Here is a 15,449-nt window from a genome sequence, read left to right on the forward strand (position 1 = left end):
AGCTGAATATCCGTGATCTTCACCTTAGCAGGGGCCACAGGATTCAGAGAATATGTATTGAAAAGAGGCCCCACTTGCGTGAGGCCTCAGAGATTTCCGGCGTTTACTTAGCCACCCAGAACGCGAACGCGCTGCTGGACGTAGTAACCATCCGATTTGTTGATCCACGAGGCCGACGTCGCCAGCGACTCTTCGAACGAACCGCGGATATTGGCAAACAGCTCGTCGTTCATGTTCTCGTCCATGACTTCGGCGGATGCCTGGCCGAACGCATCCCAGACATCGTCCGAGAATTGCAGCGTTTTCACGCCCTGCGACTGCAGTCGTGCCAGCGCGGCACCGTTGTTGGCCAGCGTTTCGGCCAGCTGATAGTGGGTCGTGGCCATCGACGCATTGCGCATAATCGCCTGTTGGGCCGGTGTCAGCTCGTTCCAGACATCCAAGTTGACCGATGCCGCCAGACCCGAACCCGGCTCGTGGAAGCCCGCAGTGTAGTAGACCTTGGCAACTTCCTGGAAGCCGGCGCGTTCGTCAGCCATCGGGCCAACCCACTCCAGACCGTCCAGCGCGCCTGAAGACAGCGCTTGATACAGTTCGCCGCCGGGGATGTTCTGAACAGAAGCACCCAGCTTGCCCAGAACCTTGCCGCCCAGACCCGGCATACGGAATTTCAGACCGTTGAAGTCAGCGGCCGAGTTGATCTCGTTGCGGAACCAGCCGCCCGACTGCGATCCTGAGTTACCGGCCAGAAGGCCTTTGAGGTTGAAGATCTGGCCCAGTTCGTCGTGCAGCTCTTCACCGCCGCCGTGATAATACCAGTTGGTCAGTTCCTGTGCGGTGCCGCCGAAGGGCACAGCGGTGAAATAGGCATAGCCAGGGTGCTGACCAATAAAGTAGTAGTCAGCCGAGTGATACATGTCAGCCTGGCCCGACGACACGGCATCGAACACTTCCAACGCGCCCACCAGTTCGCCCGGCGCCTTCTTTTCGATGGTCAGCTGACCGTCGGACATTTCGCCGACCATCTGCTCCATGTAGCTGGCGGCGTCATCCAGAACGGCAAAGCCACGCGGCCACGAGGTTACCATTGTCAGGGTCCGCTTGCCCTGCGCGTAAGCCGGCGCTGCCAGTGCGGTCGCTGCAGCCGCGCTGCTGCCTAGTGCCGTGGTTTTCAAAAATGAACGACGATCCATATAGTCAGTCCTCCCAAAGTCATGATCTGCCTCTTGGGGCAGTTGATCGTTGTCGATGGGGCGGATCATATCCAAGCAATTGAAGATGAAAATACCTATTACTACGTAGAAACGGTAATTCGTTAGGTCAAACCACTGATAAAGCCGCGGTTTTTTTGATCTGTCCCCACGTATTTTCCGCCTCAGACGCTCTGACTTTGCTTTTTGCGCAAAATTTGCCTATCGCAGAGATATGGGGAGATTCCGCAACGTCTTTCGACCGAATTACGCGCAGAAGCTGTCGCTGCTGGCTACGCTACCGCTGATTGTGGCCGTGGCGGCGATTGCCATCCTGGTCGCGCATCAGTCCCGCAAACTGGCCGAGCGCGAAATCGACCAGCTCGAAGAGCAATTGATCGAGGCCAAGAAGGCCGAGCTTCGCAACTACGTTACCCAAGCACGTAACGGGTTTTACTTCGTCTACGGCTCGGCCCAGCCCGACGATCAGGACGCCAAGGATCAGGTCGCGCAAATCCTTTCGGCGATGATCTACGGCGATGACGGGTTCTTTTTCGTCTATGATTATGACGGCACCAATCTGGTCAGCCCGCGTCAGACCGATCTGATCAACAAGAACTGGAGCGGCCTGACCGACAGCGAAGGCACCCCCGTCGTGGACGAGTTGATCCGTATCGCCCGCCAAGGTGCGGGATATCACACCTATCTGTGGCCCAAACCTTCGACCGGGGAAGAGGCACAGATGATCACCTACGTCACCAGCTTTCCCAGCTGGCAATGGGCCGTGGGCACCGGGGTGTTCATTGACGATGTAGTCGCCTCGATCGCCGCTGCAAGAGCCGAGGTCGAGGCCCGCGTGCGCCGGACATTCTACTATATCGGTGGGATCACTCTGGCGGCGGTGCTGGTCGTTTTTGCCTCGGGCATGCTCCTAAATTTCCGAGAACGGCGGTTGGCGGATGCCAAGCTGAAAGAGTTGACCCAAAGGGTACTTGACGCGCAAGAGGAAGAGCGCGGCCGCGTGGCGCGCGAATTGCACGATGGGATCAGCCAGATTCTGGTCGGCGTACGTTATGCGCTGGATAACGCGCGGCGGCGTCTTGCGCGAGGCGATGATGACGGGGCGCACGACCCTTTGGACAAGGGGATCGAGCATCTCGGCACCGCCATCACCGAGGTTCGCCGCATCAGCCGTGACCTGCGCCCGGGTGTGTTGGACGATCTGGGCCTTGGCCCTGCCGTCAAGGCGCTGACCGACGATTTCCGCGAACGAACGGGGATCGAGACCCATTTCTCGACCGTCGTGTTTCGCAACCGGCTGGATCAGGATGCCAAAATCGCTCTTTACCGCATCGCACAGGAAGCCCTGACTAATATCGAACGGCACGCCGATGCAACGCGTGTTACAATTGACCTGCGCGGCCATAAAAAGGGTGCCACCATGCGCATCACCGACAATGGCTGCGGCCTGCCGCGAGAGACCGATGGCATCAGCACCGGAATCGGACTGCGCAATATGCAGGAACGCATCGAACAACTTGACGGGTCGTTGCGCATTCTGTCATCACGCAGCCCGCGCGGCGGTACGGTGATCGAGGTCACCCTGCCGCTCAGCCACCTGCTCCCGCCGCAGGAAGACGCAACTCCGAACCGAAAGGCCGGTACATGAGCGCACAAACGATCCGGGTCCTGATTGTGGACGACCACCCAATGGTGGCCGAAGGGATTCAGTCGATCCTTGAAAGCTATCCCGAGATTGAGGTGGTCTGCACCCTTGGCACCGGACAAGAGGCCGTGGATCAGGCCGCCGACCTGTCCCCTGATGTGATCCTGATGGATCTGAACATGCCCGGCCTGGGCGGGCTCAGCGCCACCGAGATCATTCTGGAAAGGCTGCCCGAAACCCGCATCCTGATCCTGTCGATGCATGACAGCCCCGAATATATCTCGACCGCGCTGAACCACGGTGCAAAGGGCTATGTCCTCAAAGATGTTCCAACGGAAGAAATCAAGCAGGCCATCGACGCGGTAATGCGCGGCGAGCAGTATCTGTGCACCGGAGCCAGCGGATCGCTGCAGCCCAAACAGGACAGCGCGCGCGAGGCGCTGACCGGTCGCGAACAGACGATCCTGCTTGAACTGGCACAGGGAAAATCCAACAAAGAGGTCGCGCAGGCCCTGGAAATCTCTGTCCGCACCGTAGAAACCCACCGCAAGAACATCAAACGCAAACTGGGTATCTCCTCAACTGCGGGCCTGACCCGCTACGCGCTGGAACACGGGGTCCTGCAAGGCACCAGCCCCGGTTTCTAAACGCACCCGCAGCGCGCAGCGCTGCCTGGCCCAACTGGCAAAGATACGCCGCAGGCGCACCGACAACGGGCGGGAGGGCTTAATCCCTTGGACGGATATCCTGTCCAAAAAACACCAACGTTCCGTCTTCGTCGATGACGTGAAACTCGCGCTGCAAATAGGGTTGGTCGAACGGCGGGCGCACACGCCCTTCTGACAGGTCAGACAATTCCGGTCGCAAGCTGTCGTACAATTCGTCGATCCCGTCGACATCTATGTAAAAAGACTGATCTTCTCCTAACGGCCGACCGTCATCACGCTGCGGGCATTCCAACAACCGGATAGCCAACGACCCCAATGACAAATAGGCGTAATTGTCCTGCTGGAACCCGCAAGAAAATCCCAAACGGTTGCAGTAGAAATCAATCTGCTTTTGCAGGGACGAACACAACACAAATGGCGTAAGTTGCAAAATCTTGGGCATCGAACCCTCCGGTTGCTACAATCCCCTGTATTTTAACCTCAGATATTTCAGTCCAGCAATTGATCCCTCCGTGTTCCTTCACGCGCATGATGATGCGAAAATACACGCCCGTAAAGTTGCCGTGTGCGTTCAACGCCACCGCACATCCCCTCCGCTTCGACGAATGAGAAAATCCCAACATATCGGGTGCGCGCACCCGTTACCGGCGCCACCCTGTGCAGCGCGTACCGCCCCTTGAATATCTGCAGGTCCCCCGGTTGTAACGCCAGCTCTCGCACCCGCGCCCTGTTTCCGTCCAGAACCGAAGCCACGGCTTTGAAATTCTCATCGTCGGCCGTGCGCAGATTGGGCACATATTCAAACGTACCCCCGGCCTCTCCGTTCTGAATGGCCAGCGTGACGGTGTAATTGTTGGTGTCGAAATGCCAGGGAAAGCCCTGCCCCTCTTCGACTACGTTGATAATCACGTCGGCCAGAGGATCATCGTAGCGAAAGAACCGGTCTTCCGGCTCATCCAACGCGTCCCGGACAAAGGGCATAAACCACTCATATTCGTAAATTCGGCGTAAAGGACCCGAGGTGGCAAAATTATCCGCCGGGACAAAGGCGTTTGAGCGTTCATAGAAACGGCGTATCGGATGCCCGATCCCAAAACGCGGATCATCCTTTGTGAAATAGGCGTTGGTCCTGTTGAAAGACCTATGCGCCTGTGGGGAAACCTCACCCGCCTCGTGCACCAGCTGCTCCAACCCGTCTTCGTGGACAAATCCGGGCAGAACCGCACAACCATCCTGATCAAGCTCGCGCCGCACATCCGCGATCATCTGATCATAACCTCGCGACCCCGGTCGATCGATCGGATACCGCCCCAGATCTATCAAGTCCTGCAGCATTTTCCGCCTCCCATACCTGTTCAACTGAGACCAGCGTGCCGCACAGAACCCAACCACTCATGTCAATTTTGGACATCGCTTTGACGCTTTCAGACCTGTGGGAAATTAGCTTTACGTGCCTTGAATGGGCCAAAATTCGCGGAAATTCCCAACCTGCGGCAATCTGCGCAATAAAATGTCGCAAAAACTGCATCTCGAGTTACAAAATTGGTACGATTGCCGGTTGACGCCCCCATCGCCCGCCCATAATGTCCCTGCCAAGCTGAAAAGGAGCCTCTGGCGATGAAAGCGCTAGTCGTAATCGTAGGAAACACGCGCATGGGCCGGTAACGGTAAACCATAATCGAACCCATGCGCCTCCGAAAAATCTCGGGGGCTTTTTTTATGCTAAACGCAAGACACATGTCGCGAACGGAGCAAAGCAGATGACACGTGAGATGACCGGCGCAAAGATGGTAGTTCAGGCCCTCAAGGATCAGGGCGTGGACACAGTATTCGGATACCCCGGTGGCGCCGTCCTACCGATCTATGATGAGATCTTTCTGCAAAACGATATCCGTCACATTCTGGTGCGGCATGAACAGGGCGCGATCCACGCCGCCGAAGGCTATGCGCGATCAACCGGCAAGCCCGGCGTTGCGCTGGTAACATCCGGCCCCGGTGCGACCAACGCGGTGACCGGCCTGACGGATGCGTTGCTGGATTCGATTCCGATTGTGGTTCTGACCGGACAGGTTCCGACCTTCATGATCGGCTCGGACGCGTTCCAAGAAGCCGACACCGTCGGCATCACCCGCCCCTGCACCAAACATAACTGGCTGGTGAAGGACACGGATTCGCTGGCCGAAACCATGCATGAGGCATTTCATGTCGCCACTGCGGGCCGTCCGGGTCCGGTGCTGGTCGATATTCCCAAAGACGTCCAGTTTGCCTCAGGTGAATATAGCGCGCCAAAGCCGTCGACCTCGCACTACCAGCCGGTTTTGAAGGGCGATCTGGAAGAGATCACCGAATTGGTCGCAGCAATCGAGACCGCGAAGAAGCCGGTCTTCTATACAGGTGGCGGCGTCATCAACTCTGGGCCTGCTGCCAGCCAATTGCTGCGCGAATTGGTTGATGCGACAGGCTTCCCGGTCACCTCGACCCTGATGGGTCTGGGTGCTTACCCGGCATCTGGCGAGAACTGGCTGGGCATGCTGGGGATGCATGGTCTGTACGAGGCCAACTTGGCGATGCATGACTGCGATCTGATGATCAACGTCGGCGCGCGGTTCGATGACCGGATTACCGGGCGGATTGATGCCTTCTCACCGAATTCGAAAAAGGCACATATCGACATCGACCCATCCTCGATCAACAAGGTGATCCGCGTGGACATCCCGATTGTTGGCGACGTGGCGCATGTGCTTGAGGACATCCTCAAGGTCTGGAAATCGCGCGGCCGTAAGACCGACGCGGCTGCCGTCAAGCAATGGCAGGCGCAGATCAGCGATTGGCGCAAGGTGAATTGTCTGGCTTTCACCAACAGCGAAAAGACAATCAAACCGCAATATGCGGTGCAACGCCTTGAAGAGCTGACCAAAAACCACGACCGCTATATCACCACCGAAGTTGGCCAGCATCAAATGTGGGCCGCACAGTATCTTGGTTTCGAGGACCCCAACCGCTGGATGACCTCAGGTGGTCTTGGCACGATGGGCTATGGCTTCCCCGCCTCTATTGGTGCGCAAATGGCGCATCCCGACGCGCTGGTTATCAACGTGGCGGGTGAGGCGTCGTGGCTGATGAACATGCAGGAAATGGGCACCGCAGTGCAGTACCGCCTGCCAGTAAAGCAGTTCATCCTGAACAACGAACGTCTGGGTATGGTCCGTCAGTGGCAAGAGCTGCTGCATGGCGAGCGGTACTCGCATTCCTGGTCCGAAGCTCTGCCCGATTTCGTCAAGCTTGCTGAGGCGTTTGGTGCCAAGGGTATCCTGTGCTCGGACCCTGCCGATCTGGATGACGCGATCATGGAGATGATCAACTATGACGGTCCGGTGATCTTTGACTGTCTGGTTGAAAAGCACGAGAACTGCTTCCCCATGATCCCCTCGGGCAAGGCGCATAACGAGATGCTGCTGGGCGAGGCCGAAACGCAGGGCGTGATCGATTCCAAGGGCTCGGTTCTGGTTTGACGAAATACCGTTGGGCGTTTGGCTACGCCCGACGCCAATAGGATGATGAAAGGGACATAAATGTCTGCCCTACATATCAAAAAAGGCTCTACCCGCCATTCGGCCTATAACCTACGCCCCACCTTTTCGGACGTGCAGGAACGCCACACAATCGCGGTTCTGGTCGAGAACGAGCCGGGTGTCCTAGCCCGTGTGATCGGGTTGTTCTCGGGCCGTGGTTACAACATCGAAAGCCTGACCGTGGCCGAGGTCGACCACACCGGTCACCTCAGCCGCATCACCATCGTTACCACCGGTACGCCGCAGGTGATCGAGCAAATCAAGGCGCAGCTGGGCCGTATCGTGACAGTCCACGACGTGCATGACCTGACCGTCGAAGGCGACGCGGTCGAACGCGAATTGGCTATCATCAAAGTTGTTGGTGAAGGCGACAAACGGGTCGAAGCATTGCGTCTGGCCGATATCTTCCGCGCCAATGTGGTCGACAGCACCTTGAACTCATTCATCTTTGAAATCACCGGCGCGCCGGACAAGATCGATGCCTTTGCAGATTTGATGCGCCCGCTGGGTCTGGTCGAAGTGGCCCGTACCGGTGTTGCTGCCCTGTTGCGCGGCGAATAACTTTTCCCCCACCCTCTCGGGCCACTCGACAAGGGTGGGGAATTTCCGGGCCGTTTTGCCAATCTGTAAGCTGAAACCAGCCGAGTGCTGATTTTTTGTGCAATACAACCCAAAAAAGATCACACAAAATAAGATAAAGCCTATTGCGTTTGTAGGTTTGAACGTTAGCCTTTGGGTGTGACGTGGCGTTGGGATGCGCCCGTTAGTGTCATCTGTATGTTGTGTGCGTTTTGTCGACCGCCAGGTCGAACATGTTCAGTATTCTAAAACAAGTCGCGGGAACCTGGGACACCAATGACCAAAGACATCCGTAACCCGGACGAATTGCGCAGGATGTTCGGCGCCAATCTCAGGCAACTTGCGCAACAATTTTCCTCGGTTTCAGAACTGTGTCGCCAACTGGGTATCAACCGTACACAGTTCAACAGATATCTGGGCGGAGAAAGCTTTCCCAGACCTGACGTGCTGGACCGGATTTGCCGTTTTTTCGAAGTCGACGCCCGCATACTGTTGCGCCCTCTGGACGAGATTGACCGCTCACCCACACACCCCGCGGCGTCAGCCCTGACTGATTTTCTGGGTTCGGGCCCGACAACACTGACGGAGAACTTGTTTCCGGCAGGGTTTTATTATGCGACGGAAACTGAGGTGGATGATCCCCGCCCCTCGCGACACAGGTTGTTTCATGCACGCCGATTGCCTCAATGCACTCTGGTACGTGGCTATGAGCCGCGCCCGGGCATGCCCGGTGCCGCCCCGACCGACCGCGAAGTTCAGGGGATCGCGGCTTGCGCCGGTCGACAGATATACATTCTGATGTCCAGCCGGGCGTCCCAAAACAGCCGGATATATCTGGTGACGCGTGGGTCCGAGGACAATTCAGATCGTTGGCGCGGCGTGGCGATCTGTTTGTCCAAAACCACGGCCAGCGCAACAACAACCCGGCGCATTCTACTGCGTCATCTGGGCGAGGACCCGTCGGCTATTCTGGCCGCGGCGCGCACAGCGCGTCACGCGGAACGCTCACTGCAGCAAGCAGCTGGCTAGGTTACGCCGCGTTTTCATCTGCTGATTGTGTAATCAACCGGTACAAATGCCAGCTTGCGTGCCCCAATAGCGGCAACACGATAAACAAGCCCAGAAACCACGGTATCATGGCCAAAAAGGTCAGGATCGCGATAAATACAGCCCATAGCAGCATGACGCCGAAATGGTCTCGAACATAGCTGAAGCTGGCGATCATCGCGGTCACAAAATCCAATTCACGATCCAGCAACATCGGGATCGAAAGAACGGTGATCATGTAAAGCACTGTCGCGAACACGGCCCCTACGACACTGCCCACTGTCAACATCATCAGCCCATTGGCCGTCGCATAAACCTCAAACGAGGTCGACACGTTGGTCATTGTCGACAGCCCCATGAACAAGGCAAAGATCATGTGACCCAGAAAAAACCAAAATAGAAAAATCACCACGATAATCGCACAGATCGAGGGCAATTGACGCCGCCCCTGTTGTACCACCACCCCGAAAATAGATTTGAAATCCAAGGGTTCGCCCTGTTCCAACCGGTGCGAGACTTCATACATCCCCACCGCTGCAAACGGCCCAAGCAAAGGAAACCCGATCGCAGCCAGAACCAGCCAGTAGGACGTGTTCGTCTGTACCGTGATCCACGCCATGAACCAACCGGCCAGCACATAAAACCCTGCGAACAAAAGCCCAAAGACCGGGGCCCGACGAAAGTCGGCCCAGGCTCGGCGCAGGGCTTCGCGTAACATCTCTCTATTCACCGGCCCCATATCCGGAACGCCAAATGGCTTGTCCATGTTCTGTCCTCCTCCGATGCCGGTTCTACGGCGTGGCCGGTCGTTTCTGTGGCCATCCTGTCACTGCATGATAGGCTGCTCCAATCGACAAGATGCGGGCATCCGCCCCACGCGGACCAAACACCTGCATCCCCATCGGCAATCCATTGACCCCGAACCCTACTGGCAGAGCTAGACAGGGCAAGCCGATCAGGCTGACAGGCACCATAACCTCCATCCACCGATGATAGGTATCCATCCGTTGCCCTGCAATTTCCGTTGGATACGGCGTTTCGATCTCGAAGGGCCAAACCTGGGTCGATGGCAATACCAAGGCGTCATAGTCGCGCATCAACTTTGCCGCACGCCGAAACCACTCTGATCGCACAACACTGGCTTGATGCACTTGCATTGCGGTCAGGGTCAGGCCGCGGTCAAGTTCCCATTGTGCAGTGTCTTTCAACGCTTCGCGCTGATCGGCAAGCGGCGCAAGGCTTGCAGCAACACTCCAGGACCGCAGGGTCGTCCAGGTGTCCCAAAGGCGCTCTGCCTCAATCGGCGGCGCGACAGGGACGACCTCGGCCCCTTGCTGAGTGAACACTGACAATGCGTCCTGGCACATCTTGCGTATGCCATCCTCAAATGGATAGGCCCCACCCCAATCATCCAGCCAACCGATCTGCAGGCCGCGCATATCCGCCGCCTTCACCGGAAAGATATTGGGGTGGGCTCCCCCATATGGCTGCCGCGAATCTGGCCCCGAGATCACGTCCAGCAAAAGACCCAAATCCTCGGGGCTCCGCGCCATGGGTCCCAAGGTGGACAGTTGATGCAGAAATCCATCACCTACTGGTTCAGATGGCACCCGCCCCCAACTGGGCCGGAACCCGTAAACATTATTCCAGGCAGCTGGATTACGCAGGCTGCCCATGGCGTCGGATCCATCCGCAAGCGCCACCATCCCGGTGGCCAGCGCCACGGCCGCGCCGCCGGATGATCCGCCACAGGTCCGCGTCAGATTGTATGGGTTGGCCGTTGCTCCGTAGACCGGATTGAAGGTATGAGAGCCCAGACCGAATTCAGGCACATTGGTCTTGCCTATCAGGATCGCTCCGGCCGCCCGCATCCGCGCGGCAATCAGATCATCCCTTTGTGGGATATGGCCCTTAAATATTGGAGAACCCTGCGACGACACAATCCCCGCCACGTTCACCACATCTTTGACTGCAATCGGCAATCCATGCAGTTGACCACGGTTCGGCCCGGCGTCCAATGCGCGGGCCTCAGCCATCAAATCATCCGGGTCGCGCAAAGCCACAATGGCATTCGCGGCCTGATTGACAGCGCCGATCCGGTTCAGCGTTTGTTGCATCACCTCTTGGGTCGATACTTGCCTGGTCGAGAGCGCATTCAACAGGTCACTTGCAGTTGTTCGGCTCAATTCCATCCCAGGCTCATCCCTTTTGCAAGAGCAGCCTAGCTGCGGCCCTTCTCTATTTAAACCCACTGTTTCAATACATCTTTTGGCAAAGCCGAACCGGCGTCACCAGACTTTTTGACCAATTCTCAGATTACTATCGTTGCTAAGGAAATATTTCAGGCACAAAAAGATTAAAAAAATGCTGAGAATAAGCCAAGCGCCACCCCACATTACGGTAGCGCCGCCAAATTCCTCGGCCAGCATATACGCGTCCGACCGGATACCCGAGCGTCTGATTGTATCGTCAAAAATATCATAGGGAACGTAAATCATGCTGGTCAGTCCGATGATCCGCAGGACAAGATCACATAGCGGTCTGTTCAAATACCACCCCATGGCAAGCATCCCGCCCCCAGCGACACCACAGAACATCGTCGCAAAAGGATCGCGGACATAGAGCAATGTCACCAAAAGCATGGCGGCTCCGAAACCAGCCAGAACAGCCCTGTCCCAATGCGTACGCAGGGCAACGCCCAACACCCCCATCCCCAGCGCCAAAGACCCCAGATAACCTGCCGACAGGCTCAGAAAACGATTTCCGCCCCTGGCGGTGACAAGGCCGCCCTGCTGTGGAGAGATAGAAAAGCTTTCCACCGATCCGCCAGTCACAACGATCATGATCGCGTGCGACAGTTCGTGTAAGAAAACAACAAGTATCTTCAGCGGAAGAACAATTGGAGTTTGCCAAAGCGCAAAGATCAGCCCGACGATCACGATCAGTTGCCAATGGCCTTTGATCACACGCATCTCTGAATTCCCGCAGGTCTGCTGTTAACCTTCGCCTTGCGCCTCGGACCGGCTTTTGCCTGCCACGTTCAACGCTAGCGTGGCCGCCATGAACCCGTCCAGATCCCCGTCCAGAACACCCTTGGTGTCTGAGGTTTCGTGGTTGGTGCGCAGGTCTTTGACCATCTGATAGGGCTGCAAGACATAAGACCGGATCTGGTTGCCCCAACCCGCATCGCCCTTGGCCTCATGCGCGGCGTTGATATCTGCGTTGCGACGGTCCAGCTCTTGTTGATAAAGACGCGATTTCAGCGCTTTCATCGCGATATCGCGGTTCTGGTGTTGCGACTTCTCAGAGCTGGTCACAACGATCCCGGTTGGAATGTGCGTAATCCGCACCGCCGAGTCCGTGGTGTTCACGTGCTGACCGCCGGCACCGGAAGACCGGTAAGTGTCGATACGGATTTCTGACGGGTTCACCTCGATTTCGATATTGTCGTCGACCACCGGATAAACCCAGACCGAGCTGAACGAGGTATGCCGCTTAGCCGCCGAGTCATAGGGCGAAATCCGCACCAGCCGGTGAACACCGCTTTCGGATTTCAACCAGCCATAGGCATTATGGCCAGAAATCTTGTAGGCGGCGGATTTGATACCCGCCTCTTCGCCCGCTGTCTCAGACTGCAGCTCGACCGTATAGCCCTTTTTCTCGGCCCAACGGATGTACATCCGCGCCAGCATCGAGGCCCAGTCACAGCTTTCCGTACCACCCGCGCCCGAGTTGATTTCCAGGAACGTGTCATTGCCATCAGCTTCACCGTCCAGCAGTGCCTCAAGCTCTTTCTTGGCGGCTTTGGTTTTTAGGCTTTTGATGGCGTTTTCGGCGTCAGTGACGACCTCGTCGTCCTCTTCCATCTCACCCAGTTCGATCAGCTCGATATTGTCGCTCAGATCGGTTTTGATGGTTTCATAGGTCTCAATCGCATCGACCAACAACTGACGCTCGCGCATCAGTTTCTGTGCGTTTTCGGGGTTGTCCCACAGGTTGGGATCCTCGACACGCGCATTAAATTCCTCAAGACGGTGCGGCGCGGTTTCATAGTCCATGCGCTGCGCCAGCAGCTCCAGCGACTTTTCGATATCCGCCACGGTATTCTGGGTTTCGGCGCGCATGGTCTTGTCCCAACTTACTCAATCAGGCTTGCGTGATAGCAAGAGGTTCAGGACACCACAAGACAGCGGAGCCCCGAAACATTTCAGTTGTTAGTAAAGCCCACCACCCTGCAGATCGCCCTGGCTGGCATTGGGACCAACGGTGATGGTGTTGCCGGTTGATGTGGTCACCTGACGGCCGTTGCTGACCTCTTCGAACAAAGGCAAGTCGGAACCGACCGCAAAGCCACCGTCATAGATGCGATCGATAAAGCCGTCGACGCCATCGCGGAAATACTCGGCCACCACGTAATCTCCGGTCGCATCCGCAGGCAGACGCGCGCCGCTAAAACGGTCGATCTTGATAAAGTGGCCGCCTTCGGGCACTTCGAACGGACCGCCGCCGTATTTCTCGACAGCTTTTTCCATGAAGCTCTGGAAGACCGGTCCGCACATGGTGCCGCCATAGGCTCCCCGCCCCATCGGGCGCGGGCGGTCATAACCGATATAGCAGCCGGCCACGATGTTGGACGTGAAGCCAATAAACCACGCATCCTTGGATTCGTTCGTCGTACCGGTTTTACCCGCCGTCGGAACCGGAAGGTTAACGACACGCGACGCAGTACCACGATCCACTACCCCCTTCATCATCGACGTCAGTTGATACGCGGTGATCGCATCCATAACCTGCCAGCGATCGGTCACAATGGTCGGAGACTCGTCCGGCTCAAGCCAGCTAGAGTTGCAGTCCACGCACTGACGGTCATCATGGCGGTAAATTGTCTTGCCGAACCGATCCTGAATACGGTCAACCAGAGTGGGCTCGACCCGCTCACCACCGTTGGCGAACATCGCATAGGCGGCAACCATCTTGTAAAGCGTTGTCTCTTCGGACCCCAGCGAGTTCGCAAGGAATGCGCCCATCCGGTCGTAAACACCGAACCGTTCTGCATACCCCGCGACAACAGGCATCGTGACCTCTTGCGCCAGGCGGATCGTCATCAAGTTCCGAGACTGTTCAATCCCAGTACGCAATGGGGTTGGACCATAGAATTTATTCGTCGAGTTCTTGGGTCGCCACAGACCCTGCGGCGTGTTCACCTCGATCGGGGCGTCGACTACAATAGTGGCCGGGCTATAGCCGCTGTCCAGCGCGGCCGCATAGACGAAGGGCTTGAAGCTCGATCCCGGCTGACGTTGCGCCTGCGTGGCGCGGTTGAACACAGAATCCTGATATGAGAATCCACCCTGCATTGCGAGAACACGGCCCGAATTCACGTCCATTGCTACAAAGCCGCCCTGCACTTCGGGCACCTGACGGGCAGACCACTGGCCTTCTTCCCCGGCCATCACCAGAATGACATCCCCGCGTTTGAAATTGGCGGCGAAATCCCCCTGCATCCATTTGATGTCCGAACGCGGCACAACGCCGTCGGCGGGGCCATCCTCGATGCCTACCGCCAATTGCTGTTCACCTACGTTTAGAACCACCGCCGGATACCATTGCGTCGGCAGCACCACATCGCGCGGGATTTCCAGGATTGCCAGCGCCTCGCGCCACTGGACTTCGTCGATCAGTTTGTCTTCTGGGATCACCTCGCCGGTGCCGCGCCATTTACCGCGCGAACGGTCATATTTCTGCAGCGCGGTGCGCAGCGCATCGGCCGCTTCGACCTGCATCTCTTCGTCCACCGAGGCGCGGACAGTGAAGCCGCCGGTAAAGAACTCACCCTCACCAAAATCCTCGCTCAGCTGGCGGCGGATTTCGTCAGTGAAATAGTCACGCGGCGGTAACGCGGTGCGGAAGCTTTCGAAATCGCCATTCTGAACCGAGCGAAGCGGCTGGTTAACCTCGGTCTCATAGGTTGCTTGATCAATATAGCCGTTCTGATGCATCTCTCGTAGTACGTAATCCCGTCGTGCCAGAAGACGTTCTTTCTGGCGTACAGGATGGTAATCCGAAGGTGCCTTGGGCATTGCAGCAAGGGTTGCGGCCTCGTGTGGGGCCAGTTCCTGCAACGTTTTGTTGAAATAAGTCTGCGCCGCAGCAGTCACACCATAGGAGTTCTGGCCCAAAAAGATCTCGTTCATATAGAGTTCGAGGATCTGTTCCTTGTCCAACGTATCCTCAAGCCGGGTGGCAAGGATGATTTCCTTGATCTTACGCTCTGCGCGACGGTCGCCGGACAGCAGAAAGTTCTTCATTACCTGCTGTGTGATCGTGGACGCCCCACGAACATTTTCGCCTTTGGATTTTACGGCCTCGACACCCGCAGCAATGATGCCACGCGGGTCATAGCCCTGATGAGTGTAGAAGTTCTTATCCTCGGCAGAGATAAAGGCCTGCTTCACCAGATCAGGGATTTCCTCGGACGGAGTAAATAGACGGCGTTCCTGTGCGAATTCGTCGATCAGTTGGCCTTCGCCCGAGTAAATCCGGCTGATCGTCGGAGGCTTGTATTGCGCCAAAGATTCATGGCTGGGCAGGTCGCGCCCATACATCCAGAAGACCGCGCCAATCACCAGCGCAGCCATAAAAATACCCAAGGTAACGAGGCTGAAGATTGCCCCGAAAAACGAAAGAATGAAACGGATCACGTTACTGCCTTTTACTCGCGCTGCCG

At 56.9% G+C, this 15,449-nt stretch carries 13 protein-coding genes; 5 read left to right on the forward strand and 8 right to left on the reverse strand.

Annotation, left to right across the window (positions count from 1 at the left end):
* Positions 1–107 precede the first annotated feature (107 nt).
* On the reverse strand, positions 108–1,193 hold the full coding sequence (locus tag RUE5091_RS03730) for a TRAP transporter substrate-binding protein (RefSeq protein ID WP_058280747.1): 1,086 nt from the start codon (positions 1,191–1,193) through the stop codon (positions 108–110).
* 232 nt (positions 1,194–1,425) lie between these two features.
* Here RUE5091_RS03730 and RUE5091_RS03735 point away from each other — a divergent pair, with 232 nt between their 5' ends.
* A complete protein-coding gene (locus RUE5091_RS03735) occupies positions 1,426–2,859 on the forward strand; it encodes a cache domain-containing protein (RefSeq protein ID WP_058280547.1) in 1,434 nt (477 codons plus the stop codon).
* The gene (locus tag RUE5091_RS03740) at positions 2,856–3,503 is read left to right on the forward strand and encodes a response regulator transcription factor (RefSeq protein WP_058280548.1); all 648 of its coding nucleotides are present in this window, start codon (positions 2,856–2,858) and stop codon (positions 3,501–3,503) included. Before RUE5091_RS03735 ends, RUE5091_RS03740 begins: the two co-directional genes overlap by 4 nt.
* A gap of 79 nt (positions 3,504–3,582) precedes the next feature.
* Here RUE5091_RS03740 and RUE5091_RS03745 read toward each other — a convergent pair whose 3' ends face one another.
* Together RUE5091_RS03745 and RUE5091_RS03750 are read right to left on the reverse strand one after the other, a co-directional pair.
* A complete protein-coding gene (locus tag RUE5091_RS03745; RefSeq protein WP_058280549.1) occupies positions 3,583–3,966 on the reverse strand; it encodes a bleomycin resistance protein in 384 nt (127 codons plus the stop codon).
* 47 nt (positions 3,967–4,013) lie between these two features.
* Positions 4,014–4,859 (reverse strand): HalD/BesD family halogenase, encoded by an 846-nt coding sequence (locus RUE5091_RS03750; protein WP_058280550.1) that lies wholly within the window; start codon positions 4,857–4,859, stop codon positions 4,014–4,016.
* 425 nt (positions 4,860–5,284) lie between these two features.
* On the opposite strand from RUE5091_RS03750, the gene RUE5091_RS03755 reads away from it, so the two are divergent.
* The 3 genes from RUE5091_RS03755 (at position 5,285) to RUE5091_RS03765 (ending at position 8,704) form a co-directional block, all read left to right on the forward strand.
* Entirely contained in the window at positions 5,285–7,036 is a 1,752-nt protein-coding gene (locus tag RUE5091_RS03755; RefSeq protein WP_058280551.1) for an acetolactate synthase 3 large subunit, read from the forward strand.
* 60 nt (positions 7,037–7,096) lie between these two features.
* Complete coding sequence (gene ilvN / locus RUE5091_RS03760) at positions 7,097–7,657, forward strand: acetolactate synthase small subunit (RefSeq protein ID WP_058280552.1); 561 nt, start codon at positions 7,097–7,099, stop codon at positions 7,655–7,657.
* Between the two features lie 294 nt (positions 7,658–7,951).
* Positions 7,952–8,704 carry a helix-turn-helix domain-containing protein gene (locus RUE5091_RS03765; RefSeq protein WP_243470707.1) on the forward strand — a complete coding sequence of 251 codons (753 nt, stop codon included), beginning with the start codon at positions 7,952–7,954 and terminating at the stop codon, positions 8,702–8,704.
* Position 8,705: 1 nt separating this feature from the next.
* Here RUE5091_RS03765 and RUE5091_RS03770 read toward each other — a convergent pair whose 3' ends face one another.
* From RUE5091_RS03770 to RUE5091_RS03790, 5 genes are all read right to left on the reverse strand, one after another.
* Positions 8,706–9,488: a DUF2189 domain-containing protein gene (locus RUE5091_RS03770; protein WP_058280553.1), complete on the reverse strand. Its 783-nt coding sequence runs from the start codon at positions 9,486–9,488 to the stop codon at positions 8,706–8,708.
* Between the two features lie 25 nt (positions 9,489–9,513).
* A complete protein-coding gene (locus tag RUE5091_RS03775) occupies positions 9,514–10,914 on the reverse strand; it encodes an amidase (RefSeq protein ID WP_207383714.1) in 1,401 nt (466 codons plus the stop codon).
* 96 nt (positions 10,915–11,010) lie between these two features.
* Entirely contained in the window at positions 11,011–11,694 is a 684-nt protein-coding gene (locus tag RUE5091_RS03780; protein ID WP_058280554.1) for a M50 family metallopeptidase, read from the reverse strand.
* Positions 11,695–11,718: 24 nt separating this feature from the next.
* On the reverse strand, positions 11,719–12,846 hold the full coding sequence (gene prfB, locus RUE5091_RS03785; RefSeq protein ID WP_058280555.1) for a peptide chain release factor 2: 1,128 nt from the start codon (positions 12,844–12,846) through the stop codon (positions 11,719–11,721).
* Positions 12,847–12,936: 90 nt separating this feature from the next.
* On the reverse strand, positions 12,937–15,423 hold the full coding sequence (locus tag RUE5091_RS03790; RefSeq protein WP_058280556.1) for a penicillin-binding protein 1A: 2,487 nt from the start codon (positions 15,421–15,423) through the stop codon (positions 12,937–12,939).
* Positions 15,424–15,449: the final 26 nt, after the last annotated feature.

This window comes from Ruegeria denitrificans, assembly GCF_001458295.1.
Lineage (GTDB): Bacteria > Pseudomonadota > Alphaproteobacteria > Rhodobacterales > Rhodobacteraceae > Ruegeria > Ruegeria denitrificans.

Coding starts and splice junctions, on each gene's coding strand:
- RUE5091_RS03730 (WP_058280747.1), bottom strand. CDS start 1,193: ATGGATCGTCGTTCATTTTTGAAAACCACGGCACTAGGCAGCAGCGCG.
- RUE5091_RS03735 (WP_058280547.1), top strand. CDS start 1,426: ATGGGGAGATTCCGCAACGTCTTTCGACCGAATTACGCGCAGAAGCTG.
- RUE5091_RS03740 (WP_058280548.1), top strand. CDS start 2,856: ATGAGCGCACAAACGATCCGGGTCCTGATTGTGGACGACCACCCAATG.
- RUE5091_RS03745 (WP_058280549.1), bottom strand. CDS start 3,966: ATGCCCAAGATTTTGCAACTTACGCCATTTGTGTTGTGTTCGTCCCTG.
- RUE5091_RS03750 (WP_058280550.1), bottom strand. CDS start 4,859: ATGCTGCAGGACTTGATAGATCTGGGGCGGTATCCGATCGATCGACCG.
- RUE5091_RS03755 (WP_058280551.1), top strand. CDS start 5,285: ATGACACGTGAGATGACCGGCGCAAAGATGGTAGTTCAGGCCCTCAAG.
- ilvN (WP_058280552.1), top strand. CDS start 7,097: ATGTCTGCCCTACATATCAAAAAAGGCTCTACCCGCCATTCGGCCTAT.
- RUE5091_RS03765 (WP_243470707.1), top strand. CDS start 7,952: ATGACCAAAGACATCCGTAACCCGGACGAATTGCGCAGGATGTTCGGC.
- RUE5091_RS03770 (WP_058280553.1), bottom strand. CDS start 9,488: ATGGACAAGCCATTTGGCGTTCCGGATATGGGGCCGGTGAATAGAGAG.
- RUE5091_RS03775 (WP_207383714.1), bottom strand. CDS start 10,914: ATGGAATTGAGCCGAACAACTGCAAGTGACCTGTTGAATGCGCTCTCG.
- RUE5091_RS03780 (WP_058280554.1), bottom strand. CDS start 11,694: ATGCGTGTGATCAAAGGCCATTGGCAACTGATCGTGATCGTCGGGCTG.
- prfB (WP_058280555.1), bottom strand. CDS start 12,846: ATGCGCGCCGAAACCCAGAATACCGTGGCGGATATCGAAAAGTCGCTG.